The organism is Rhizobium aureum, from assembly GCF_030182495.1.
Taxonomy (GTDB): Bacteria; Pseudomonadota; Alphaproteobacteria; order Rhizobiales; family Rhizobiaceae; genus Rhizobium; species Rhizobium tropici_C.
Genome location: NZ_JAQJCI010000003.1, coordinates 371,918 through 395,691, shown reverse-complemented (window position 1 = coordinate 395,691; position 23,774 = coordinate 371,918). Strand labels below are relative to the sequence as shown.

19 protein-coding genes are annotated in these 23,774 nt (G+C 61.2%); 8 read left to right on the top strand and 11 right to left on the bottom strand.

Annotated features, from left to right (window positions below; all coding sequences use genetic code 11):
• Window positions 1-73: 73 nt before the first annotated feature.
• Complete coding sequence (locus PH552_RS10650) at window positions 74-562, bottom strand: (2Fe-2S)-binding protein (protein ID WP_112341330.1); 489 nt, start codon at window positions 560-562, stop codon at window positions 74-76.
• A 294-nt stretch (window positions 563-856) separates the two neighbouring features.
• Here PH552_RS10650 and PH552_RS10645 point away from each other — a divergent pair, with 294 nt between their 5' ends.
• From PH552_RS10645 to PH552_RS10625, 5 genes are all read left to right on the top strand, one after another.
• On the top strand, window positions 857-1,156 hold the full coding sequence (locus PH552_RS10645) for a glycine zipper domain-containing protein (protein WP_069612891.1): 300 nt from the start codon (window positions 857-859) through the stop codon (window positions 1,154-1,156).
• 319 nt (window positions 1,157-1,475) lie between these two features.
• Window positions 1,476-3,401, top strand: a complete 1,926-nt coding sequence (locus tag PH552_RS10640) for an autotransporter assembly complex protein TamA (protein ID WP_112341331.1) — start codon at window positions 1,476-1,478, stop codon at window positions 3,399-3,401.
• 65 nt (window positions 3,402-3,466) lie between these two features.
• Window positions 3,467-7,651, top strand: a complete 4,185-nt coding sequence (locus tag PH552_RS10635) for a translocation/assembly module TamB domain-containing protein (protein ID WP_285165922.1) — start codon at window positions 3,467-3,469, stop codon at window positions 7,649-7,651.
• Between the two features lie 326 nt (window positions 7,652-7,977).
• Entirely contained in the window at window positions 7,978-8,913 is a 936-nt protein-coding gene (gene rocF / locus PH552_RS10630; RefSeq protein ID WP_112341712.1) for an arginase, read from the top strand.
• Window positions 8,914-9,163: 250 nt separating this feature from the next.
• A complete protein-coding gene (locus PH552_RS10625) occupies window positions 9,164-9,640 on the top strand; it encodes a chemotaxis protein CheW (protein WP_069612887.1) in 477 nt (158 codons plus the stop codon).
• Between the two features lie 70 nt (window positions 9,641-9,710).
• Here the strand turns inward: PH552_RS10625 and PH552_RS10620 are convergent, their stop codons facing one another.
• The 9 genes from PH552_RS10620 to PH552_RS10580 all read right to left on the bottom strand — a co-directional run bounded on the left by PH552_RS10620 (window position 9,711) and on the right by PH552_RS10580 (window position 20,004).
• Window positions 9,711-11,372: an OFA family MFS transporter gene (locus tag PH552_RS10620; RefSeq protein ID WP_169645127.1), complete on the bottom strand. Its 1,662-nt coding sequence runs from the start codon at window positions 11,370-11,372 to the stop codon at window positions 9,711-9,713.
• Window positions 11,373-11,475: 103 nt separating this feature from the next.
• Window positions 11,476-11,742, bottom strand: a complete 267-nt coding sequence (locus PH552_RS10615; RefSeq protein WP_113249125.1) for a formate dehydrogenase subunit delta — start codon at window positions 11,740-11,742, stop codon at window positions 11,476-11,478.
• A complete protein-coding gene (gene fdhD, locus PH552_RS10610; RefSeq protein WP_285165920.1) occupies window positions 11,732-12,559 on the bottom strand; it encodes a formate dehydrogenase accessory sulfurtransferase FdhD in 828 nt (275 codons plus the stop codon). The genes PH552_RS10615 and fdhD overlap by 11 nt, the downstream gene beginning before the upstream one ends.
• 187 nt (window positions 12,560-12,746) lie before the next feature.
• On the bottom strand, window positions 12,747-15,626 hold the full coding sequence (fdhF, locus tag PH552_RS10605; protein ID WP_169645128.1) for a formate dehydrogenase subunit alpha: 2,880 nt from the start codon (window positions 15,624-15,626) through the stop codon (window positions 12,747-12,749).
• Window positions 15,627-15,631: 5 nt separating this feature from the next.
• The gene (locus tag PH552_RS10600) at window positions 15,632-17,188 is read right to left on the bottom strand and encodes a formate dehydrogenase beta subunit (RefSeq protein WP_112341337.1); all 1,557 of its coding nucleotides are present in this window, start codon (window positions 17,186-17,188) and stop codon (window positions 15,632-15,634) included.
• Entirely contained in the window at window positions 17,185-17,664 is a 480-nt protein-coding gene (locus PH552_RS10595; protein ID WP_112341338.1) for a formate dehydrogenase subunit gamma, read from the bottom strand. Before PH552_RS10595 ends, PH552_RS10600 begins: the two co-directional genes overlap by 4 nt.
• A gap of 161 nt (window positions 17,665-17,825) precedes the next feature.
• On the bottom strand, window positions 17,826-18,722 hold the full coding sequence (locus PH552_RS10590) for a LysR family transcriptional regulator (RefSeq protein WP_112341339.1): 897 nt from the start codon (window positions 18,720-18,722) through the stop codon (window positions 17,826-17,828).
• 70 nt (window positions 18,723-18,792) lie between these two features.
• Entirely contained in the window at window positions 18,793-19,131 is a 339-nt protein-coding gene (locus tag PH552_RS10585; RefSeq protein WP_112341340.1) for an ArsR/SmtB family transcription factor, read from the bottom strand.
• A 102-nt stretch (window positions 19,132-19,233) separates the two neighbouring features.
• On the bottom strand, window positions 19,234-20,004 hold the full coding sequence (locus PH552_RS10580) for an SDR family NAD(P)-dependent oxidoreductase (RefSeq protein WP_112341341.1): 771 nt from the start codon (window positions 20,002-20,004) through the stop codon (window positions 19,234-19,236).
• Between the two features lie 99 nt (window positions 20,005-20,103).
• Here PH552_RS10580 and PH552_RS10575 point away from each other — a divergent pair, with 99 nt between their 5' ends.
• A complete protein-coding gene (locus PH552_RS10575; RefSeq protein ID WP_112341342.1) occupies window positions 20,104-20,877 on the top strand; it encodes a DeoR/GlpR family DNA-binding transcription regulator in 774 nt (257 codons plus the stop codon).
• Window positions 20,878-20,991: 114 nt separating this feature from the next.
• Window positions 20,992-22,503 (top strand): glycerol-3-phosphate dehydrogenase, encoded by a 1,512-nt coding sequence (glpD, locus tag PH552_RS10570; protein ID WP_183761496.1) that lies wholly within the window; start codon window positions 20,992-20,994, stop codon window positions 22,501-22,503.
• A 9-nt stretch (window positions 22,504-22,512) separates the two neighbouring features.
• Here the strand turns inward: glpD and soxR are convergent, their stop codons facing one another.
• Entirely contained in the window at window positions 22,513-22,977 is a 465-nt protein-coding gene (gene soxR / locus PH552_RS10565) for a redox-sensitive transcriptional activator SoxR (protein WP_183761499.1), read from the bottom strand.
• Window positions 22,978-23,051: 74 nt separating this feature from the next.
• On the opposite strand from soxR, the gene PH552_RS10560 reads away from it, so the two are divergent.
• Entirely contained in the window at window positions 23,052-23,627 is a 576-nt protein-coding gene (locus PH552_RS10560) for an NADPH-dependent FMN reductase (protein ID WP_285165919.1), read from the top strand.
• Window positions 23,628-23,774 lie beyond the last annotated feature (147 nt).

Here is a 23,774-nt window from a genome sequence, read left to right as displayed (position 1 = left end):
ATCGGGGTTGCGGGCCTGGCATCACGCCAAGACGACGATCATCGGCGCTCTGCCAGACGGTCTCGGTGAAACTCTATTCAGCCGCCTGCTTGGCGGCATTCATCTCGGCATTGGCTGCAAGCACCGCCTTGACGATGTTGTGATAGCCGGTGCATCGACAGATATTGCCCTCGAGTTCGCTGCGAACGGTCTTTTCGTCCAGCTTGCCGCCGTGACGATTGATCATGTCGACCGATGCCATCACCATGCCCGGGGTGCAGAAGCCGCATTGCAGGCCATGATGCTCCTTGAAGGCGGCCTGGACCGGGTGCAGCTCGCCATTGGCGGCCAGACCCTCGATGGTTGTGATCTTGGAGCCGGAAGCCTGAACGGCCAGGATCGAACAGCTCTTCACCGACTTGCCATCCATGTGGATGACACAGGCGCCGCACTGACTGGTATCGCAGCCGACATGGGTTCCGGTCAGGCCGAGTTTTTCCCTGATGAAATGGACAAGCAGCGTACGATCCTCGCACTCGCCGCTGACCGAACGGCCGTTCACCGTCAAAGTCACCTTTGCCATATTTTCCTCCTCGCCTCTCCTCCAGAGGCAAGCGGCATCATTTGACTTTTTTGCAGTCCAATCAACCTCTACTTTAGAGCAGTCGCGGATTTTCTGCTTCGCGCCGTCGTTTTATTCTCCGGATACGAAGCGGCCTATGTTCGGCAACAAAAAAACTATTGGCAGCCAATGGACAATCATATTTTGCACGATATTTTTCATCATTGCAGGACTGAAAGACAGCCCATCGTGGTGGAGCTGAAGAATGGGACGACGTTGGCCGGGGTTCGGCTTAACTAACGTTGGAGAGAGTCAATGAAGAAAGTTCTTATGCTCGCATTGGTCGGCTTGTCTATCGCAAGCTGCACGCCGACCGAACAGGGCGCAGGCATCGGTGCAGCATCCGGCGCCATCATCGGCGGCGCAGTCACCGGCAACGTCCGCGGTGCGGCGGTCGGCGCGGCCATCGGCGGCGTCTCCGGCGCCGTTATCGGCAGCGTCCAGGAGCAACCCGGCCAGTGCTACTACCGCGACCGCTATGGTCGCCGCTACATCGACGATTGCCCGCGCGGCGGCTATCGCGGTGGCTACGGCGGCGGTTACGGCGGCTACTGATCGATCCCAGTACGGCGTTTTCGAAAGTCCCGGACCGCAAGTCCGGGACTTTTTGATTCCTGCCGATAAAAGGTTGTGACACCGACCCCAAACCCGCCTGCCACATGGCCGGGACACCCCTTGGAAACTATTTTTCAGACCGCTCGAATATATGGAAATCTGGCGGAAACATCAGCGTTTCACCCAAATAATGGGCATATTTTCCACGTTTTTACTTCAAAAAGGTACACCTGAGAGATTTTTGCCTCTATGGTGGCCGCGCGTTAACTCCCGGGAAACGTCAAACTGAGTAAGTTCTCATGTAACCGTAAAGCGGCGTATGCATAAAAGAACTGAACCGAGGAAGAGTATTGCGTATCGGCGGGCAGGAACCGTGGCAGCGGTTGCGGCAGTGCTTGCGCTCGGTCCAATATGTGCCGGAAATGCCTTTGCATTTAAACTCTTTGGGATAAAGCTCTGGGGAGAGGACGAAACGGCGGACCAGGTTTCCGATCCCGTTCGCTACACGGTCGATTTCAAGGCCGACAATCTCGACAAGGATCTGAAGGACGCGTTGAACGACAGTTCGATGCTGATTGCCGACGAGAAGAAGCCCGTATCCGGCGATCTCGGCGTCGTCGTAAAGGCGCGTGACGATCGCGACCGGCTGATCGCCGTCCTCTATGAAAAGGCTCGCTACGGCGGCGTGGTTACCATCACCATCAACGGCACCCCGCTCGATGCACTGCCACCGACGCCGACCTTCAGCCGCGCCAAGCCGGTCGCGGTGACCATCGCCATCGATCCGGGCCCGGTCTTCAAACTCGGCAGAGTAAGCCTTCAGGGCGACGCCGCCAGGCTGGACCCGGCGAATTACGGGCTCGTGCGCGGCGGCGATGCAGGCTCTCTGACGATCCTGAAGGCCGGCGACAAGATGGTCGCCGATTTCAAGAACGAGGGACATCCGCTCGCCAGACTCGACAAGCGCGACGTCATCGCCGACCATGCGACCGACACCGTCGACGTATCGCTGAAGGTCGAAAGCGGCCCCGTCGCTCCCTTCGGCAATGTCGGCGTTACCGGCCAGAAATCGGTCGACCCGGATTTCATCAAGCGCTACGCCCGCATCAATGAAGGCAAGCCTTACTCTCCCGACGAATTGAAGAAGGCGTCGGACCGTTTGAGAAAACTCGGCGTCTTTTCCAGCGTCACCATTCGCGAGGCAGACAAGCTCGCGCCGGATGGCAGCATCCCGACGACTATTGAAGTCTCGGAAGGCAAGCAGCGCTTCTTCGGCGTTGGCGCACAATATTCCACCATCGACGGTTTCGGCCTGCAGGGCTATTGGGGACACCGCAACCTGACCGGCCGCGCGGATTCGCTGCGCATCGAGGGCTCCATCTCCCGCATCGGCGAGACGACCGATGTGGGCCAGTTCGATTACACGGCCGGCATCACCTATGTCAGACCCGCCACCTTCTATCCTTCGGCGACCTTCACGGCCGGCCTCAAGCTGCAGAGCCTGCATCCGGACGCCTACGACGCCAATACGGCGACGGCAAGCGGCAGCCTTGCTTATGAAATCAACGATCAGGATACCGTCTCCGCCGGCGGCGAGATCTCCTATGAATCGGATACCACCGACGCCTTCGGAAAACACAATTATCTGACGGTCGCGATCCCGCTCGAATATGTACGCGACACGCGCGACAACAAGCTGGACCCGACGGAGGGTTATCGCGCGTCTGTCGGCGCCAAGCCGAGCTATGAAGCGATGGGCGGCACGATCTTCAGCTCGTTCGAGGGTTCCATCACCGGCTACAAGGGCATCGGCGCCAACGACAACGTCGTCTTTGCCGGCAAGCTTGCGGCCGGCTCGCTGCTGGGCGCGAACAATATCGAGGATATTCCGGCCACACGGCGCTTCTATGCCGGCGGCGGCGGCTCGGTGCGCGGCTACGGCTATCAGGAGATCTCACCCTATAATTCCAATGGTGACGAAACGGGCGGACGCTCCTATGTGACCGCCTCCTTCGAAGCCCGCGTGAAGATCACCGATACGATCGGCGTCGTACCCTTTGTCGACATGGGAAGCGTTACCGACACCGCCTTCCCGGACTTTTCCGATCTGCGCATTGGCGCTGGCGTCGGCCTGCGCTACGCTACGCCCTTCGGTCCGATCAGACTCGATGTCGCCGTTCCATTGAAGAAATATGACAATGGCACATCTTATGGCATCTATGCCGGCATCGGTCAGGCCTTCTGACAAGCCGTATAGTTGTCGCGGACGTTTCAGCACACGGTTACAAAATTGAGGTTACTGTCGCTTTCATGAGCATATTGATTCGAATCCTCGGGAGATTGGTACGCTGGATCGCTTACGCGGTCGTGGCGATCCTTTTGCTCGTGATCGCGGCTGTGCTCATCGTCGGCCTCGTCCCCTCCGCAACGACCTATGCCGTCGACCAGGTGGCAAAGCTCGCCTCGACACCCGACCGCACCATTACCATCGCAGCGCCTTCCGGGCTGCTCGACGGAAACCTGAGGGTTGGTGCCATTACGGTGGCAGACACGAAAGGCGTTTATGCTAAGGTCCAGAACCTTGCCGTGGATTGGTCCCCGCTGTCCTTGCTGACAGGCACGTTCCACGCCGATCGTATCGCCGCCGATGTCGTTGATTTCCAGCGTCTGCCGGTTTCGACGGCAGCCCCCGCGCAGGAAACGCAAACGGCAGGCAGCAGCGGGTTTTCGCTGCCGATCGCCGTCAATATCGACGCAATCGCGCTGCCCGATCTTCGCGTTGGCCAGGCAGTCGCCGGACAGGATTTCGTTCTGGCCGCCGATGGCAGCGTCAAGGCAAACAGCAACAGCATGGGTCTCATGCTGAATGCCAGCCGCCATGATGTGCCCGATGCCAAGCTTTCCGCCGATATCGCCTTTGCGCCGGCGGACAACCAGCTGAAGCTGAAGACGCAGATCTCCGAGCCGCGCGACGGCATGCTGGCGGGCCTCCTGCATCTGCCGGGCGGCCCGGCGATCAACATTGATCTTTCGGGCGATGGCCCCCTCTCCAACTGGGCCGGCAAGCTGCAGGCAGCGCTGGACGGCAAGCCGACGGTCGCCATCAACGGCCATCACAGCCTCTCGGCCGACGGCCTGCATCATATCGACGTCAAGGGTGGCGGCGACGTCGACTCGCTGCTCCCGCCGACCATGCGGCCGCTCTTTGCCGGACAGACCACCATCGATCTCTCGGCAACCTTCGACGGCAAGGGCAAGATCGATATCCAGACCGGCAATCTTGCCACCGGCAGCGTGGTGCTTGCCGCATCCGGCACGCTGGATCCCAACGGCAACAACAGCCTCAATGCCAATCTGCTCGGCACTTCCGGCCCCGTCGACTTCCGCTGGCCGATGGAAGACGGCGAAGTGCGCGCGCTGATTTCCCGCGTCGATATCGCGCTGACGGGCGCGGCGCAGTCGGTGAAGATCGATGCGAAGGCGGCTCTCGACAGCGCCAGCACGCCGCAGGGGCAGATCGGTCAGGTCAATCTCAGCGCCAGAAGCGACGCTTTCAATCTGGCCTCCATGTCCGGCCCGCTGCAGCTCCGCCTGGTCGTCGGCCAGACCGCCTTCCTCAGCGCCGATCTCAACCGTCTGATCCGGGCGCCGATCGCGCTGACCGCGCCTCTGCAGCTCTCGCCCGACACGATCGGCTTCAACAATACGACGTTGGAAAGCGCCAGCATCGGCGGCACCGTCAACGGCAAATATACGCTGTCTTCGAAGGCGCTGACGGGCAATTTCAAGCTCTTCGCCCTGCCCGGCGTGCTGCCCGACGGCGTCTCGGACAAGTTCGAGGGCACGATTTCGCTGGAGGGCCAGGTCGCCGGCACGGTGCCGACCAAGATGACGCTCTCCAACCTTGCGGTGAAATCCAATGTTGCCGAGATCAACGGCAATCTCGCGCTCAACGACCAGTCGCTGACCTCGGATCTGTCGGGCAAGCTGCTCGACCTTTCCAAGCTCATTCCAAACGCCGAAGGACAGGCCGATTTCGGCCTCAAAGCCAAGGGACCGGTGACCGCTCTCGGCATTGACGCGACCGTCAAGGCCGTCAACGTGAAACTGGCGGGACGGCTGCTCGATACGCTTGATATCGGCGTGACCGGCACCGCCGATCCCAAGGCCCCACAGGCAAACATCCAGGCAAATGGGGCTATCGACGGCAAGCCGATCCGTATCGCCGCCGACGCCGTTTCAAAGGACGGCCGCACCAGCATCCCATCGTTATCGGCCGAGATCGGTACGAACAGGCTGCAAGGCAAGCTGGATCTGTCGCCGAGCTTCGAACCGTCAGGCGCGCTGACATTCGATCTGCCGGATCTGAGCCTCCTTGCAGCCCTCGCCGGACAGAAGGCCGAGGGTGATCTCAAGGGCTCGCTCGATATCGCCAGCGCCCATGGAAAGACCGGCCTGAAGATCAACGCCAGCGGCAATGGCATCCGGCGTGACGATCTCGTCATCGCCAAGCCGGCTGTCGTGCTCACCGTCGACGACCTCAAGGCCTTCTCCGCCAATGGCAGCATCCGGGCGGATACCATAGCCTCCGGCGCCAACCGCATCACCGGTCTCGGCCTGACCTTCACTCAGCAGGGCAGCCGCACGGACTTTGATCTGAAATCCACATACGACAGCGCGCCGCTGACGACGCGTGGCAGCGTCGAGACGTCTGGCGACCAGACGACGGTGAACCTCGACTCCTTTGCCGGCGCCCCGCGCACCATACCGGTGAAGCTGGCATCGCCGACCAAGATCGTCATCAAGGATGGGATCGCATCGCTGAACGGCCTGGCCCTTCAGACGGGCGGCGGCTCGGTGACCGTCGACGGCACCGCCGGTCAGACACTGAACATCAATGCCAAGATCGCCAACCTGCCGGCGAGCCTTGCCAATGTCTTCGCGCCTACCCTTGCGGCAGAAGGTGTCATTTCCGGCACGGTGGCGGTCACCGGCAAGGCGACCTCGCCTGCCGTCGTGTTCCAGACAAACTGGTCGGGCGCGGCGACGAGCCAGACGAAATCCGCCGGCCTCGCCGCACTCGGCATCAAGGCGGACGGCAAATTCGCCGACAATGTCGTGACCATCAATACCAACCTGACCGGCCAGAGCGGCCTCGCACTCAACGGCGGCGGCACTGTCGCCATTGCCGGCAGCAAGGCGATGGCGCTGAAGTTTTCCGGCAATGTGCCTTTCGATGCACTTGCCGGCCAGCTCGCCGCCCAGGGCCTGGTCATGACGGGAACGGCGAAGATCGACATGCAGATCGGCGGCACGACGGCAGCACCGGCCATCACCGGCACGATTACCGCCGACGGTGCCAAGCTGGTCGATGTCCGCCGGAACCTGACCCTCAACGGCCTTGCTGTCACAGTGAGCCTCGACGGCAAGCAGGCCGTTATCTCGCGGCTCAGCGGCAACCTGACGAGCGGCGGCAGCATTTCAGGCAGCGGCACGGTCGGGATTGCCCCGGATAGCGGTTTCCCGGCCGATATCCAGATGAAGTTCAACAACGCGACCTATGTCGACGGGACGCTGGTGGCCGCGACCATCAATGGCACGCTCGGCGTCAAGGGTCCGCTGCTGACCGCACCGATGCTGACGGGCAATCTGAGGATCAACAAGGCGTCGATCACGGTGCCTGAAAAGCTGCCGGCATCGCTCTCCGAGATCAACATCAAGCACAAGAATGCCCCGGCTGCGGTCAACGCTCAGTTCAAGGATCAGAAGCCGGAGGGACCGCGCAGCAAATCGACCACCCTCGGCATCGACCTGCAACTCGATGCACCCTCGCAGATCTTCGTGCGCGGCCGCGGCATCGACGCCGAACTCGGCGGCAGCATCACCGTGCGCGGCACGGCAGCGGAGCCTGTGGTATCCGGCGGCTTCACCATGCGGCGCGGTCGTCTGACCGTCCTCAGCCGCCGGCTGGACTTCACGGATACCAGCAAGATCACCTTCGGCGGTGACCTGACTCCCGCGCTCAACATGGAGGCGACCTCGACGGTAAGCTCAACCACCATCACCGTCGATGTCACCGGTCTCGCGACCGATCCGCAAATCAGCTTTTCCTCCTCGCCGGCGCTGCCGCAGGACGAGGTGCTGGCGCAGCTGATCTTCGGCCAGTCCATGTCGAAACTATCGGCCATGCAGATCGCCCAGCTTGCCGATGCCGCAAGCCAGCTCGCCGGCGGACGCTCCTCATCGCTGTTCGAGGGGTTGCGCAGCCATCTCGGCGTCGACGATCTCGATATCTCGACCGATGCGAACGGCCAGGCGCAGGTGGGCGCCGGCAAATATATCAACAAGCGCACCTATATCGAACTGCAGCAGGGCGCCTCCAACAACACCAAGGCCATCATCAATTTCAACGTCGGACGCGGCGTGAAGCTGCGCGGCGCGGCAGGATCGGACGGCGCCGGAGAAGCCGGTGTCGTCTACGAGCATGAATATTGAGGGATCGCGCGGCATCTGTTGATGCCGTTGAGGAGCCTGATCCGGCGTAGCATCTCATCGAAGGAGCCGAGATCGCATTCAGATCGTCCATATGCTGGTCATTCTGTGCAATCGGACTGATCAATCTGTCGAAACCCAGTTGATTTTGGACAATTTTCCATCTTTTTGCTGTCATCCAGACAATTGATAATGCACGCCACCATAATTCAGACCGGTTCGGCTCGTCAGGGACTCTCCGAGCTGAACTATCTCTTTGTTTTCATGCCGTCCCGGGCAAAGCCGCTGCTGGCTTTTCCGGAAACGCTCTAACCTTCGGAGCAATGCCGATGAATACGCAATCCACTCCCGTTACCTTGATCGGCGTTCCCCTGGAGGAAGGTTCCGGCCGCCGCGGCGCCGGTATGGGTCCGACGGCGCTCCGCATCGCCGGCATCGAAACCACGCTGTTCGAGCTTGGCCATCGCGTCACCGACAGCGGCGACCTGCATCCTGTTCCGGCAGCGGACCTCCCGGAGCATCCACAGGCCCATAATCTGAAGATCGTCGGCGCTTTCACCCGAGCGTTGGAAGCAAAGGTCTATGATGTTGCGTCATCGGGCGGCTTTCCGCTGATCCTGGGCGGCGATCACAGCCTGTCCATGGGCAGCGTCTCCGGCATGGCGCGTCATGCAGCGGAGGTTGGTCGCCCGCTCTTCGTGCTCTGGCTCGATGCTCACTCCGATTTCAATTCGCCGGCCACCTCGCCATCAGGCAATATTCACGGCATGCCCGTCGCATTTTTCTGCGGTGAAGCCGAGATAGAGGGCGTTCTGCCGGCCGGCCGGCCATTGGTCGACCCGAGCAGGGTCTTCCAGGTCGGCATCCGCTCCGTCGATCCGCACGAGCGCGAGGAAATCCGCGAACACGGCGTCAACGTCTTCGACATGCGTTCGCTCGACGAGCAGGGTGTCGCCGCCATCATGCGCAAGGTGCTCGATACCGTCAGCGCCGCCAACGGCCTGCTGCATGTCAGCTTCGATGTCGATTTCCTCGATCCGGATATCGCACCGGGTGTGGGCACAACGGTGCCAGGCGGCGCCACCTATCGCGAGGCGCATCTCATCATGGAGATGCTCTCCGACAGCAATCTCGTCTCATCGCTCGACCTCGTCGAACTCAACCCCTTCCTCGACGATCGCGGCAAGAGCGCCCGCGTCCTGGTGGAAATGGCCGCAAGCCTCTTCGGCCGCCGCATCTTCGACCGCCCGACACGAGCCGCCTGAGGCACTGTCCGGCTGGCAGAGGAATCGGTGGTGGATTGCTGGCGGGCGAGCATTCCTATCTGGGGCCACCCTCGTCCTTCGACGGGCTCAGGATGAGAAAGGAGTGAGCCCCTTCTTCGCTATAGCTACGTTCTTTGCCAGCCTGTCCAGTCGAAACCGCTTGTATAGATTTAGGTTTGAGCAATCTTCTTGCTCTATCGTGCCAATAACGCGCCGCATTCGGCGTCAGAGTTCAACGGGAAGAACGTTCATGGCCACGATCAATTCCACCAGCTTCAGCGGCGAAACTCTGGAGATCATTGCCTTCCGGCTGCATGATCAGGAATTCTGCGTCAAGACCACCACGATCCGCGAAATTCGCGGTTGGGCACCGTCGACTCCGATCCCGCATGCGCCGGCAGATGTTATCGGCGTCATGAACCTGCGCGGTTCGGTAATCCCGATCATCGATCTCGCCTATAAGCTCGGCATGCAGAGCACGGTCGCTAATGAGCGTAGCGCCATTGTCGTCGCCGAAGTGCACAACATGGTCATCGGTATGCTGGTAGACCGCGTCTCCGACATCCTGACGATCGCCTCCAGCCAGGTACAGCCGGTGCCGGAAGTCACGGCATCTTTCGATCGCGCCTATTGCGAAGGCATCATCGCCACAGAGAACGGAATGATCTGCTTCCTGAACCTCGCCAAGATGTTCAAGGAAAACGAAACGGACGAACTCGCCGCCTAACTTCGCAGGTCGATTTTTTTGAAGCCGCTCCGGCCTTTCGGGGCGGCTTCGTCATTTTCCGAAGGGTCGCTTAGCCGAACAGCGCGTAAGTGCTCCTGATCGTCACCCATACGCCCCAGAGCAGCGGAATACCGACGATCGCCCAGGCGATCAGTGCCTTGCCGTCGAAGCCACCGGTGCCGATGCCGAAGGAGCCAGTGGGGCCTGCATTGGCGGCAGCGGTCTTTGCCTGCAACGCCGCCACCTCTGCGTCCGACATGAACCACTTGTCGGCAAGCGGTCTCACCAGCGAATTGGCGATCAGCCCCAGAGCCAGCATGCCGGCGAGGATATACATGGTGAAGGTATAGAGCTGGGCGCCTTCGACGCCGGCCGCCTTCTGTGCCTCGCGGATATAGTTGACCACGACAGGACCGATGATCCCCGCCGTTGCCCAGGCCGTCAGCAACCGGCCATGGATGGCGCCCACGAACTGAGTCCCGAAAATATCGGCGAGATAGGCGGGAACGGTAGCGAAACCGCCGCCATACATCGACAGGATGATGCAGAGCGCGCCCACGAACAGCACCTTGCTATGGATACCGGCGGCCCAGGGAGCCAGGACATAGAGCGCAATGCCGATGACGAAGAAGCAATAGTAGGTGTTCTTGCGACCGATCTTGTCGGAGAGCGATGCCCAAAAGAAGCGGCCGCCGATATTGAAGAGGGACAGCAGCCCGGCAAAGCCGGCGGCTATGGCAGCGACGGTGGCGACCTGATCCTTGCTGAGATCGGCGAATTTCACATCCGGCAGGCCGATCAAAGCACCGCCGAAAATCTCCTGCAGCATGGGCGAGGCCATGCCGATGACGCCGATACCGGCCGAGACGTTGAGGCAAAGAACCGCCCAGATCAGCCAGAACTGCAGGGTTTTGTGCGCATCGCGAAGATGCACATGCTTCGTGGTAATCATCGAGCTCTTGGCGGCAGGGGCTTTCCAGCCCTCGGGACGCCATCCGGCCGGCGGCAGACGATAGCCAAAGGCACCGCCCAGCATGAAGACGAAATAGATCGCGGCCATGACGATGAAAGTCTGCCAGACGCCGACAGCGCCATCCGTTCGGAAGTGGTTCATCAGCAGGCTCGCAAGCGGCGCCCCGATCATCGCGCCGCCGCCGAAGCCCATGATCGCCATGCCGGTCGCCATGCCGCGCCGATCCGGAAACCATTTGATCAGCGTCGACACCGGCGAGATATAGCCGAGGCCGAGCCCGATACCGCCGATGACGCCAGCCCCAATCCACATGATCCAGAGCTGGTGGAAGATGACGCCGATCGCCGCAATCAGGATGCCGCCGCACCAGCAGCAGGCAGCAACGACGCCGGCCTTACGCGGCCCGGCCCGTTCCAGCCAGCCGCCCCAGATGGCTGCGGAGGAGCCGAGCAGCACGAAGAACAGCGTATAGATCCAGCCAAGGTCGCTGACGCGCCAATCGCAGCTCGTCGTAAACAGGGCGGTCAGAAGATTGAGATTTGCGCATTCGGCCGATGGCGGAGCCGAAGCACCGAGCGCCTTGGAGAGCGGCAGCCAGAAGACGCTGAAGCCATAGGCCATGCCGATGCAGAGATGGATTGCCAGTGCCGCCGGCGGTACGAGCCATCGGTTGAAGCCCGGCTTGGCGATGATTCGCTCACGGTCGAGCAGACCGGCCGTCACCGTGCGCTCGGAAATATTCGTATCAGCAGCCGTCATGAACAACTCCTCCTTGGCCAAAAGACAGCACCTCTTCCCTTGACGGGAATTACACGTGCGGGTGGATTCTCCCTCTCCATCCCTTCATCTTGTCACTTGGATACTAAGCCGACTTGATATCCTCAACGGGTGGCGGCCTGTGGATCAACGAAGCCGCCTCAAGCACCAGCGGGTTCAGCCCACTGTCGCCATGGTCGATGATCGCGAACAGCTGTCTCCGCATGCGCGGCTCCCAGAACTTGTTGATGTGCGTCGCCACACCCTGCACCGCCTCGCCCGCCGGCTGTGTCTTGAAGAAGGTGGCGATCTGGTTTGCCATATAGATGAGCTTGGTTTCGGTCTTGCCGTGCGGCGTTTCCTCAGGCGACATCGGCGATGCTCCCTGTGATGATGCGATGCGGATGGGTGAAAATCTCGAAATCGTCGCCGCGCACCAGCGCCACCAGCGTCATGCCGGCTTCGTCGGCCGTGCGGATGGCAAGCGCCGTCGGGGCGGAGATGGCGACAAGCACGGAGCTGCCCAGGATTGCTGCCTTCTGCACCATCTCGACCGATAGCCGGCTGGTGACAGCGACCACACCATCCGCGCCCTTATGACCAGACCGGATGACCGCACCGCAAAGCTTGTCGAGCGCATTGTGCCGGCCAACATCCTCGCGCACGGCAAGCAGACCCTCGGACGGGGTATAGAAGCCAGCGCCATGCACGGCGTGAGTCTCGCGATGCAGCGGCTGGGCGTCGTTCAGAAGCGCGACCGCGCGGACGATATCCTTCTGCGTCAGCTTCAAAGCAACTTTCGAGACATCCGGCACCTTGCGCACGGCCTGCTCGATCGATTCAATGCCGCAGAGGCCACAGCCGACAGGGCCAGCCATATGACGCCGACGCAGCCGCAGCGCATCCGCGGCATCGTCGACGAGAATGATCTGCACGTCGATCCCTTGCTCGTCTTCGATCGGCTCGATCGCAGCAATCTCACTCACATCGGTGATGATGCCCTCTGTCAGGCTGAAACCGACGGCAAAATCCTCGATATCGGCGGGCGTCCCCATCATGACCGCATGCGACGTGCCGCCATAGGAAAAAGCGATCGGCACTTCCTCGGGAACGATACGGGAACCGGACCGCACCAAGCCGTTGCGACGGGCAGTTTCGGGGACGGTGGTGGTGGGAGGGAATTTGGTCATTATCCGGTCTCCCCTTCTCCCCCTCGGGGAGAAGGTGGCGCGAAGCGTCGGATGAGGGGGGCGAGGAGCGACGGCTCCGAGCGTCCTGAGCGCGAGCGAAGGCCCATTCTTCCCGTGCGGAAAGACCCCCTCATCCGCCCTGCGGGCACCTTCTCCCCAAGGGGAGAAGGAGAAAGCATCCTCAAACTCACTCCGCAGCCTCCATCTTCCCGACAATACGCCGCGACTGCCGAGCCTGTTCATCATACTCGACCTGCCACTGCGACGGACCGTTCGACGGCGAGACCTGCACCGCCGTCACCTTATATTCCGGACAGTTCGTCGCCCAGTCGGAATAGTCTGTCGTAATGACATTCGCCTGCGTATCCGGATGATGGAAGGTGGTGTAGACGACCCCGGGGGCCACGCGGTCGGTAATCAATGCCCTGAGCGTCGTGTCGCCGGAGCGGCTGCTGAGCCGGATCCAGTCGCCTTCACGGATGCCGCGCTGCTCGGCATCGTGCGGATGGATCTCCAGGCGATCCTCGGCGTGCCAGACGACGTTCTCGGTACGCCGCGTCTGGGCGCCGACATTGTACTGGCTGAGAATGCGCCCGGTCGTCAGCAACAGCGGGAAGCGAGGGCCGGTGCGCTCGTCGGTCGGGACATATTCGGTGCGGATGAACTTGCCCTTGCCGCGCACGAAGCCATCGACATGCATGATCGGCGAGCCGAGCGGGGTCTTCTCGTTGCAGGGCCACTGCACCGAGCCCATCTTGTCCAGATAGTCGTAGGAGACGAGCGCGAAGCTCGGCGTCGTCGCGGCGATTTCGTCCATGATCTCGGAGGGATGCGTGTAGTTCCAGCCGAGACCCATGGCCTGCGCCATCTTCTGCGTCACTTCCCAATCGGCATAGCCGTTGCGCGGGGTCATGACCTTGCGCACGCGGTTGATGCGCCGCTCGGCATTGGTGAAGGTGCCGTCTTTTTCGAGGAAAGTCGAGCCGGGCAGGAAGACATGCGCGTAGTTGGCTGTCTCGTTCAGGAAGAGGTCGTGGACGACGACGCATTCCATCGCGGCAAGGCCGGCCGCCACATGCTTGGTATCCGGATCGGACTGGAGGATATCCTCACCCTGGATGTAGATCCCCTTGAACGTGCCTTCGACGGCGGCATCCAGCATGTTCGGAATTCGCAAGCCCGGCTCGTTGTTGAGCTTCACGCCCCAGAGCTTTTCGAAGATATCGCGGGTCGCATCGTCCGAGATGTGGCGATAGCCCGGCAGCTCGTGCGGGAAGGAGCCCATGTCGCAGGAGCCCTGCACATTGTTCTGTCCGCGCAGCGGGTTCACGCCGACGCCTGGACGGCCGATATTGCCCGTCACCATGGCAAGGTTGGCAATCGCCATGACCGTGGTCGAGCCCTGGCTGTGTTCGGTAACGCCGAGGCCATAATAGATCGCGCCATTGCCGCCCTTGGCAAAGAGACGAGCGGCTCCGCGTACGAGTTCCGGAGAAACGCCGGTGTATTTTTCTGTTTCCTCCGGGCCGTGCTGCGGCTCGGAAACGAAGGCAGCCCAATCCTCGAATTCGGACCAGTCGCAGCGCTCGCGGATGAATTTCTCGTCGAACAGGCCTTCGGTGACGATCACATGTGCCAGCGCCGTCATAACGGCGACATTGGTGCCGGGCTTCAGCGGCAGGTGATAGCTGGCTTCGACATGCGGTGTGCGCACCAGATCGATCCGGCGCGGATCGATGACGATGAGCTTGGCCCCCTGGCGCAGCCGCTTCTTCAGGCGCGAGCCGAAGACGGGATGACCATCCGTCGGATTGGCGCCGATGACGATGACGACATCGGAATGCTCGACGCTGTCGAAATTCTGCGTGCCGGCCGAGGTTCCGAACGCCTGGCCGAGGCCGTAACCTGTAGGAGAATGGCAGACGCGGGCGCAGGTATCGACATTGTTGTTGCCGAAGCCTGCGCGCACCAGCTTCTGCACCAGAAAAGTCTCTTCATTGGTGCAGCGCGAAGACGTGATGCCGCCGATGGAATCGCGGCCATACTGATATTGCAGCCGCTTGAACTCGGTGGCGATATGGGCAAAGGCCTCGTCCCAGGTCACTTCGCGCCAGGGATCGGTCACCTTCTCGCGGATCATCGGGTTGAGGATGCGGTCCTTGTGGGTCGAATAGCCATAGGCGAAGCGGCCCTTGACGCAGGAATGGCCGCGATTGGCCTGGCCGTCCTTCCAGGGCACCATGCGCACCAGCTCCTCGCCGCGCATTTCCGCCTTGAAGGAACAGCCGACGCCGCAATAGGCGCAGGTGGTGACGACCGAATGCTCCGGCTGGCCGATCGAAATGACCGATTTTTCGGTCAGTGTCGCGGTCGGGCAGGCCTGCACGCAGGCGCCGCAGGAAACGCACTCGCTGTCGATGAAACTCTCATGCATGCCGGGCGAGACGCGCGAGCCGAAGCCGCGTCCCTCGATCGTCAGCGCAAACGTACCCTGTACTTCCTCACAGGCCCGCACGCAGCGCGAGCAGACGATGCACTTCGAGGGATCATAGGTGAAATAAGGGTTCGACTCGTCCTTCGGCATCCATTTCAGATTGATGTCGCCATTGTTACGCGCCTTGACGTGGTTGTCGCCCTCGTAGCCGTAGCGCACATCGCGCAAGCCGACGGCGCCCGCCATATCCTGCAATTCGCAATCGCCATTGGCGGCGCAGGTCAGACAGTCGAGCGGGTGGTCGGAGATATAAAGCTCCATCACGCCGCGGCGGATATCCTTCAGCCGGCCGGTCTGCGTGTGAACGACGAGGCCGGGTGCCACAGGCGTCGTGCACGAGGCCGGCGTGCCGTTGCGGCCTTCGATCTCGACGAGACAGAGGCGGCAGGAGCCGAAGGCATCGACCATATCGGTGGCGCAGAGTTTCGGCACCTGAATGCCTGCTTCCATCGAAGCGCGCATGATCGATGTGCCCTCGGGCACCGTGATCTGGCGCCCATCAATGGTCAGCGTCACCATGGTTTCGGAGGTGGAGGCCGGCGTGCCGTAATCGATTTCTGGAACGAGGGACATGGGTCTTACTCCGCCGCTTCAATCAAGGGAGCCGGAGAAAAATCCTCCGGGAAATGGGTCATCGCGCTCATGACGGGATAGGGCGTGAAGCCGCCGAGTGCACAGAGCGAACCGAACTTCATCGTGTTGCAGAGATCGGCGAGCAGAACCCGGTTCTTCTCGGGCTCGATCCCTCGCGCGATCTTGTCGGCCGTCTCGACGCCGCGCGTCGAGCCGATGCGGCAGGGCGTGCACTTGCCGCAGCTTTCGACTGCGCAGAATTCCATCGCGAAACGCGCCTGCTTCAGCATGTCGGCGGTATCGTCGAAGACGACGATGCCGGCATGGCCAATGAGACCGTCCTTGGCCGCAAACGCTTCATAGTCGAATGGCGTGTCGAATAGGGCGCGCGGGAAATAGGCGCCAAGCGGCCCACCCACCTGCACGGCCTTCACCGGTCGGCCTGTCGCCGTGCCACCGCCGATGCGGTCGACGATGTCGCCGAGCGAAAGGCCGAAGGCCGTCTCGTAAAGGCCGCCATATCTAACGTTGCCGGCGATCTGCAGCGGGATCGTGCCGCGCGACCGACCCATGCCGAAATCGCGATAAAAGGCAGCACCCTTGTCCAGGATGACGGGGACAGAGGCGAGCGAGATCACATTGTTGATGACGGTGGGGCAGTTGAAGAGGCCCTTATGCGCCGGCAGCGGCGGCTTGGCGCGCACGATGCCGCGCTTGCCCTCGAGGCTGTTCAAGAGTGCCGTTTCCTCGCCGCAGACATAGGCGCCGGCGCCGGTGCGGATTTCCATGTCGAAGGCTTTGCCCGAGCCGAGCACGGATGCGCCGAGAATACCGGCCTTGCGCGCGATTTCGACCGCCTCCGTCATCGCGGCGATCGCATGCGGATATTCCGAGCGCGTATAGACGAAGCCCTTGGTCGCGCCCGTCGCGAGGCCTGCGATCGTCATGCCCTCGATCAGCACGAAGGGGTCGCCCTCCATGATCATCCGGTCGGCGAAAGTGCCGCTATCGCCCTCGTCGGCATTGCAGACGATGTATTTACGGTCACCCGGCGCATCGAGCACCGTCTTCCATTTGATTCCGGTCGGGAAGCCCGCACCGCCACGGCCGCGCAAGCCGGAATCGGTGACGTCCTTGACGATGTCGCCAGCCGCCATATCGATGGCGCGGCGCAGCCCCTTCAGGCCACCATGAGCTTCATAATCCTGCAACGAAAGCGGGTCGGTGATACCGCAGCGGGCAAAAGTCAGGCGGGTCTGTTCTTTGAGGAATGGGAGGTTTTCGACCTCCCTAAGACAGAGCGGATGCTCGCCGCCTTCGGCGAGCCCGGCATCGAACAATGCGGAGACATCCTTGGCCTTCACCGGTCCATAGCCGATGCGCTTGCCGTCGATCTCGACTTCGACCAGCGGTTCGAGCCAGAACATGCCGCGCGAGCCGTTGCGCACGATGCGCGCATCAAGCCCGCGTTTGGCAATTTCCTGCGTGACGGCTTGCGCCACTTTCTCCGCACCGAGCGAAAGGGCGGCGGCATCGCGGGGAATATAGATGGTGAGCGTCATTGGCGTGCCTCCTTGACAAGGTCGTCGACGCTTTCGCCGTCAAGTCGGCCATAGAGCTCGCCGTCGAGCATCGCAGCCGGAGCGCAGGCGCAGAGCCCAAGACAGTAGACCGGCTCCAGCGTCACGCTGCCATCGAGCGCGGTCTGATGGAAATCGATGCCCAGGAGCCGCTTGATACGCTCTGCCAGCGCATCGCCGCCCATCGACTGACAGGCCTCGGCGCGACAGAGCTTCAGGACATGACGGCCGGCGGGATGATCGCGATAATCATGATAGAAGGTCATGACGCCATGCACTTCGGCGCGCGAAAGGTTCAGTGCCTTGGCGATCAGCGGCAGCGCATCCTGCGGCACATAACCGAATTCTTCCTGAATCCCGTGCAGGATCGGCAAAAGCGGCCCATCCATCGATTTCATGCTGTCGATGATGGTGCCGGCGCGGGTTGCGACATCGCCCGCAGCCTGATTCAAACTCATTAGCAGCCTCCCGCGCATAGTTTCCGAAAATCGAAGGCGAATCTTCGGAAAAGGCCTATGCGGCATTTCCTCCTGGCGCGCGATCGACACGCCACAACGATAAGCTCGCAGGGAGAGGGCAAAGGATCAATAATGCAGTCCCGTCATTCGATAGGAATTTTCTATCGATTTTTATTCTCTTCCGCGAGCAATCTCGCCTCGTGCAACAAGGCGGAGACGAGGGGCGTAAAAGGTTCGCGGTGTGTGGCGACCAAGCCGACGAGATGCTCGGCGTCGGGTTCCGTGATCGGGATCTTGTGAATATCGGCCGGAAAACCGAAGGAATCAGCAATATTCTTCGGCATGATGCTCGCCCAGCGACCGGTCTGCACATGCGAAAACAGCACGATCATCGAATTGGATTCCAGCGTCGGCTTTGCCGTTGCGCCTGCCTCGGCAAGATGCCGATTGATGATGCGGCGATTCTGCATGTCGGCAGTCAATAGACAAAGCCGAAGATCGCCGACCTCCTTCCAGGTGACGGTCTTGCGCTCGGAAAACGGGCTGCCCGCCGCCGTGATGAGGTGATAGCGCTCGGCATAGAGCGGCACGCTGGTGACACGGCCGAGCGGCTCGTTTTCCAGATAGGTGATACCGGCATCGATCTCGAGATTTTCAAGCAGGCTCAAAACCTGCAGCGAATTGCGCGATAGAATGGAGAAGGTGACGTCCGGATGCCTTTCCTGGAAAGGCGTGGTGATTTTCTGCACCATCGCAAGCGCTGTCGGAATGGCGGCGATGCGGATATGGCCGGCAAGGCCCTTGCGTGCCGCTCGCATTTCCTCGCGCATGGTGCGGCTGTCGCCGACGATACGGCGCGCCCATTCCAAAACGCGCTGACCCTCAGGCGTCAGTCCCTGGAAGCGGGAACCGCGGCTGACGAGCATCACGCCCAGCTGGTCTTCCAGCTGCCTGATCGCCGCCGATAAGGTCGGCTGCGTCACGCCGCATTCCTCGGCCGCACGGCCGAAATGCTTCTGATTCGCCAGCGCGATGAAGAATTCCAGCTTGTCGATCATCCCGCTCTCCCGAAACGAAAGAGTTAGACCGGCAGCCCGGTGAACGCAACATGCGAGGCTGCTTCAAACCTCAACGTTCGCCCCGACAGAATGCCTTCTGCAACGAATCAACCACGGCGCAGATTTCCGAATGCGCAACGGCGTAGTGAATGAGTCGCCCTTCGCGGCGCGTATCGACGAGCTTGTCCAGACGAAGGCGTGCCAGATGCTGCGAAACGACGGCCTGTGGCAGATCGAGAAGGGCCTCGAGTTCCATCACTGTTTTCTCCCGCTTGGCAAGCATGAAAAGGATCGCCAGGCGGGTTTCGTGGGAGAGTGCTTTCAGCAGGACACTCGCCTTTCGAGCCCTGTCAGTCATTTCCTCGACATCATGCTCTGCGGCACCGCCTTGCGGTGGAGACGACAACATATCACGGCCTCTCGTGAGAACTCACACAGAGAAATGCTTATAATATTATCAAATCAAAAGCTGATTGAGAAAGATACGGAAAACCAAAAAAGGTCCGTTTTTTCAGCAGATAAGCTGGCCGCCATTGATCTCGATCACCTGTCCGGTGATGTAGCCGGACAACGTCGGCGCCGCCAGGAAAAGATAGGCGGGCGCACAATCCTCCGATGTGCCCAAGCGCTGCAGCGGGATCGATTTGCGCGTCTGCTCCAGTTTCTCTCTGGACGAATAACGCTCGTGAAAGTCGGTCGATATCGTGCCGGGCGAGACGCAGTTCACTCGAATGCCGTCCGGCGCCAATTCGCGCGCCAAGGCTTTCGAATAGGTCGAGACGAAGGCCTTGGAGGCGGAATAGATGGCGGAGCCGGGACTGCCGCCGGTGAGCGCGGAAATCGAAACCGTGTTGACGATCGCCGCCTGCCCGGCAGCCCGCAGCAGCGGCAGCAATCCCCGCGTGACCTCCACGACGGAGGTCTGATTGAGATGAACGATCCCTTCATACTGCTCATCCGTCAATTCACCGGCTGGAAAGCGCCCGACCATGGTGCCGGCATTGTTGACGAGGACGTCGACGCGGTCGAAACGCTCGCCGGCGGCGCTGACGAAATCCCGCGTGCCGTGGCCGGTGGCGAAATCGCCGGCAATGAGGAAGGCGCGGCGGTCGGCTTCCGCTTCCATCAGGAAATCAGGCAATTCGCGATCGGCATCACGGCCGATATGGACAAGCACGCGCGCGCCGCAATCGAGAAACTGCCTCGCGACTTCCAGCCCGATACCGCGGCCGGCGCCGGTGACGACGACGTTGCGATTTTCGAATAGCTTCGGATGAAACACGATAACCTCCTAAACCGCACTCAATTCGCGCGTCGGTAATTGCGGAATTTTCACTTTATCATATGATGACGAAAAAACGAAAGAAAGGGAGCGAAAACCATGTTCCTATCCGGACGTCAGACGGAGATCCTCGACATCGCCAAGGCGGAGGGCCGCGTGCTGGTGGAGGAGCTGGCGTTGCGCTTTTCGGTCACGCCGCAAACCATCCGCAAGGATCTCAATGATCTCTGCGATGGCCGCGTATTGTCGCGCGTGCATGGCGGCGCGATCTTTCCCGGCGGAACCGAGAATGTGAAATACGAGGCACGCCGCTCGATCGCCGCGCCCGAAAAGCAGGCGATCGGCCGCGCCGCTGCCAGCATGATCCCCAACAACAGCTCGCTTTTCATCAATATCGGCACGACGACGGAAGCGGTCGGCGAAGCCCTGCTTGGCCATCACGAGCTGATGGTCATCACCAACAACATCAATGTTGCCAATAAGTTGCGGATTTTCCCATCCATCGAAGTCGTCATTGCCGGCGGTGTCGTACGTGGCTCGGATGGCGGCATCGTCGGCGAGGCCGCCGTCGATTTCATCAGACAGTTCAAAGTCGACTATGCCGTCATCGGCGCCTCCGCGATTGATGCCGACGGCGCGCTTCTCGATTTCGATTTTCGCGAAGTGAAAGTGGCGCAGGCCATCATCGCCAATGCCCGCCACGTCATTCTCGTCGCCGACAGCACCAAGTTCGAACGAACCGCCCCGGTTCGCATCGGCCATTTGTCGCAAGTCCACACCTTCGTCACCGACGAATGCAGCATTGAATCCGTACGTTCCATCGCTGCAGAACATGACGTGCGCCTCATTGAGACCGACCGCCGGCCGGGCTAAGCGGCTCGCTTTCCGTCAAGAAACGTTCGTTTGACATTCGTATCTGTTTCGCTTTAGATGGATTAGTTTCGATTTTCCATCTTCACGGGATGGCTGACCTTTGCGGAGGGGCGGGTGAGCGAACAGGTCTACGATATTTTCGTTATCGGCGGCGGCATCAACGGCTGCGGTATCGCCCGCGACGCTGCTGGACGCGGCTACAAGGTCGCGCTCGCCGAGATGAACGACTTTGCCTCCGGCACATCATCCGGCGCCACCAAGCTCATCCACGGCGGCCTGCGTTATCTCGAGCATTATGAATTCCGTCTTGTGCGCGAATCGCTGATGGAGCGCGAAGTGCTCTGGGCGATGGCGCCGCACATCATCTGGCCGATGCGCTTCGTGCTGCCCTATCACAAGGGCGGCATCCGCCCGGCTTGGCTCATCCGGCTCGGCCTGTTCCTCTACGACCACCTCGGCGGCCGAAAACTGCTGCCGCCGACCGCGACGCTGGACATGAAGACGGATCCCGCCGGCAAGCCGCTGAAGGCGCTCTTCACCAAGGCTTTCGAATATTCCGACGGCTGGGTCGACGATGCCCGCATGGTGGTGCTGAACGCACGCGATGCGGCAGACCGCGGTGCGACAATCATGCCGCGAACGAAGGTGATTTCCGCCCGCCGCGACGGCACCACCTGGGCGATCGAAACGGAAGATACGATCAGCGGCCAGAAGCGCCGGTTTCGCGCGCGCATGCTGGTCAATGCCGCCGGTCCCTGGGTCGATCATGTCCTGTCCGATGCCTTCGGCAAGAACCAGGTGCACAATGTCCGCCTCGTTCAGGGCAGCCATATCGTCGTACGCAAGAAGTTCGACGACCCCCGCGCCTATTTCTTCCAGAACCCGGACAACCGCATCATCTTTGCCATTCCCTATGAACAGGATTTCACTCTGATCGGCACCACGGATCGCGACTACAAGGACGATCCTAAGGATGTGAAGATCACCGAGGAGGAAACCGCCTACCTGTGCAACGCGGCCAGCGAATACTTCAAGGAGCCGGTGCGACCCGAGGATATCATCTGGACCTACTCGGCCGTGCGCCCGCTTTATGATGACGGCGCATCCAAGGCACAGGAGGCGACACGCGACTACGTGCTGAAGGTGGAGGGCGAAGAAGGCCAGGCTCCGCTGCTCAATGTCTTCGGCGGCAAGCTCACCACCTATCGCCGGCTGAGCGAGCATGCGCTGGAAAAGATCGGCGAATCCATCGGGCTGAAAGGCACGCCCTGGACGGCCAGGAGCTCGCTGCCGGGCGGCGATTTCCCGGCTCGCGGCTATGACGCCGAAGTCTCGAAGCTGAAATCGCGCTATCCCTTCCTCGCCGACCAGCACGCGCGCCGCCTCATCCGGCGCTACGGCACCCGGGCCGCGATGATCCTTGGCGACGCCAAGGCGATCGCCGATCTCGGCCGCTGTTTCGGAAGCGATCTTTACGAGGCTGAGGTGCGTTACCTGATCGAACAGGAATGGGCCTATAGTGCCGCCGACATTCTCTGGCGCCGTTCCAAGAAAGGGCTCTACCTTTCGAAGGAAGAAGCCGCCGTTCTCGAAAGCTACATGGCCGAAAGCCGCGTCCACGCCTGAGCCTGCAATTTACTCTCCGGGATCGAGCAGCCGCGGTCCCGCCCCCTCCTCGGAAAGCCGGTCCCAGGGATTGCGCAAGGGACAGCTGTCGAGCGAGAGGCAGCCGCAGCCGATGCAGCCGTCCAACTGATCGCGCAGTCCCTGCAGGCGTTTGATCCTGGCGTCGAGATCGTCCTTCCACACTTCCGAGAGCGCCTTCCAGTCGGCCGCGGTCGGCGTGCGTCCCTGGGGTAAGGCTTCCAGCGCCGCCTGGATCTCGGCAAGCGGAATGCCGACACGTTGCGCCACCTTGATGACGGCGACCCGGCGCAGCACCTCGCGCGGATAACGCCGCTGGTTGCCGCGGCTGCGATGACTCTCGATCAGCCCTTTCGCCTCGTAGAAATGCAGCGCGGAGACCGCCACGCCGCTGCGCGCCGCCACCTCGCCGACGGTCAGCTGCCTGGAAAATTGACCAGGTTCGATTTTTCCCATTTTACGCTATTGACCTCAACTTTACTTGAGGTTTTATAACGCCAGCTCCGAACCGCGTAAAGCAGGAGCAAGACATGACAGAAAGAACCCGGCTGGCGATCATTTATGGCAGCACGCGTCGGGGACGGCTATGCGACCGGGTAGTCAACTGGGTCGCTCAGGAACTGGCACACTATCCCCTCATCGACATCGATCTGATCGACCCTCTCGAGTTCGACCTGCCCTTCCAGCATGATCGCGAGCATCCCGGCGTTGCCGCGCTTTCAGCGCGGCTTTCGGAGGCGGATGCCTTCATTGTCGTCACGCCCGAATACAATCACAGCTTCACGGCCTCGCTGAAATTCCTGCTCGATCTCGTCTATGAGCCGTGGCACGGCAAGCCCGTCGCCTTCGTTTCCTATGGCGGAATTTCCGGCGGGCTGCGCGCGGTGGAACAGTTGCGGCTCGTCTTTGCCGAACTGCACACGATCACCGTGCGCGATACGGTGAGCTTCGCCAATCCCTGGGGCAGATTTGCCGAGGATGGCACGCTTGAAAACCCGCTGGACGCCCGGAAGTCGCTGGTGCTTCTAATCGCGCGGCTGAACTGGTGGAGCAACGCCTTGAAGCCCGCGCGCGCAACGCGCCCCTATCGCTCCGTCGCCGCCTGATCCTTTTTCCAACATCCGAATCCGGTCTCTCGTTTCTGGCAGGTACAGGAGACCGGTCGACGCCCGGACCTTGCACCACAGGTTCGGGCGTCGTGCTTTCATGCATCTGCCTTGCCGAAACCGCCGCGATGACCTAACCCAATGGAG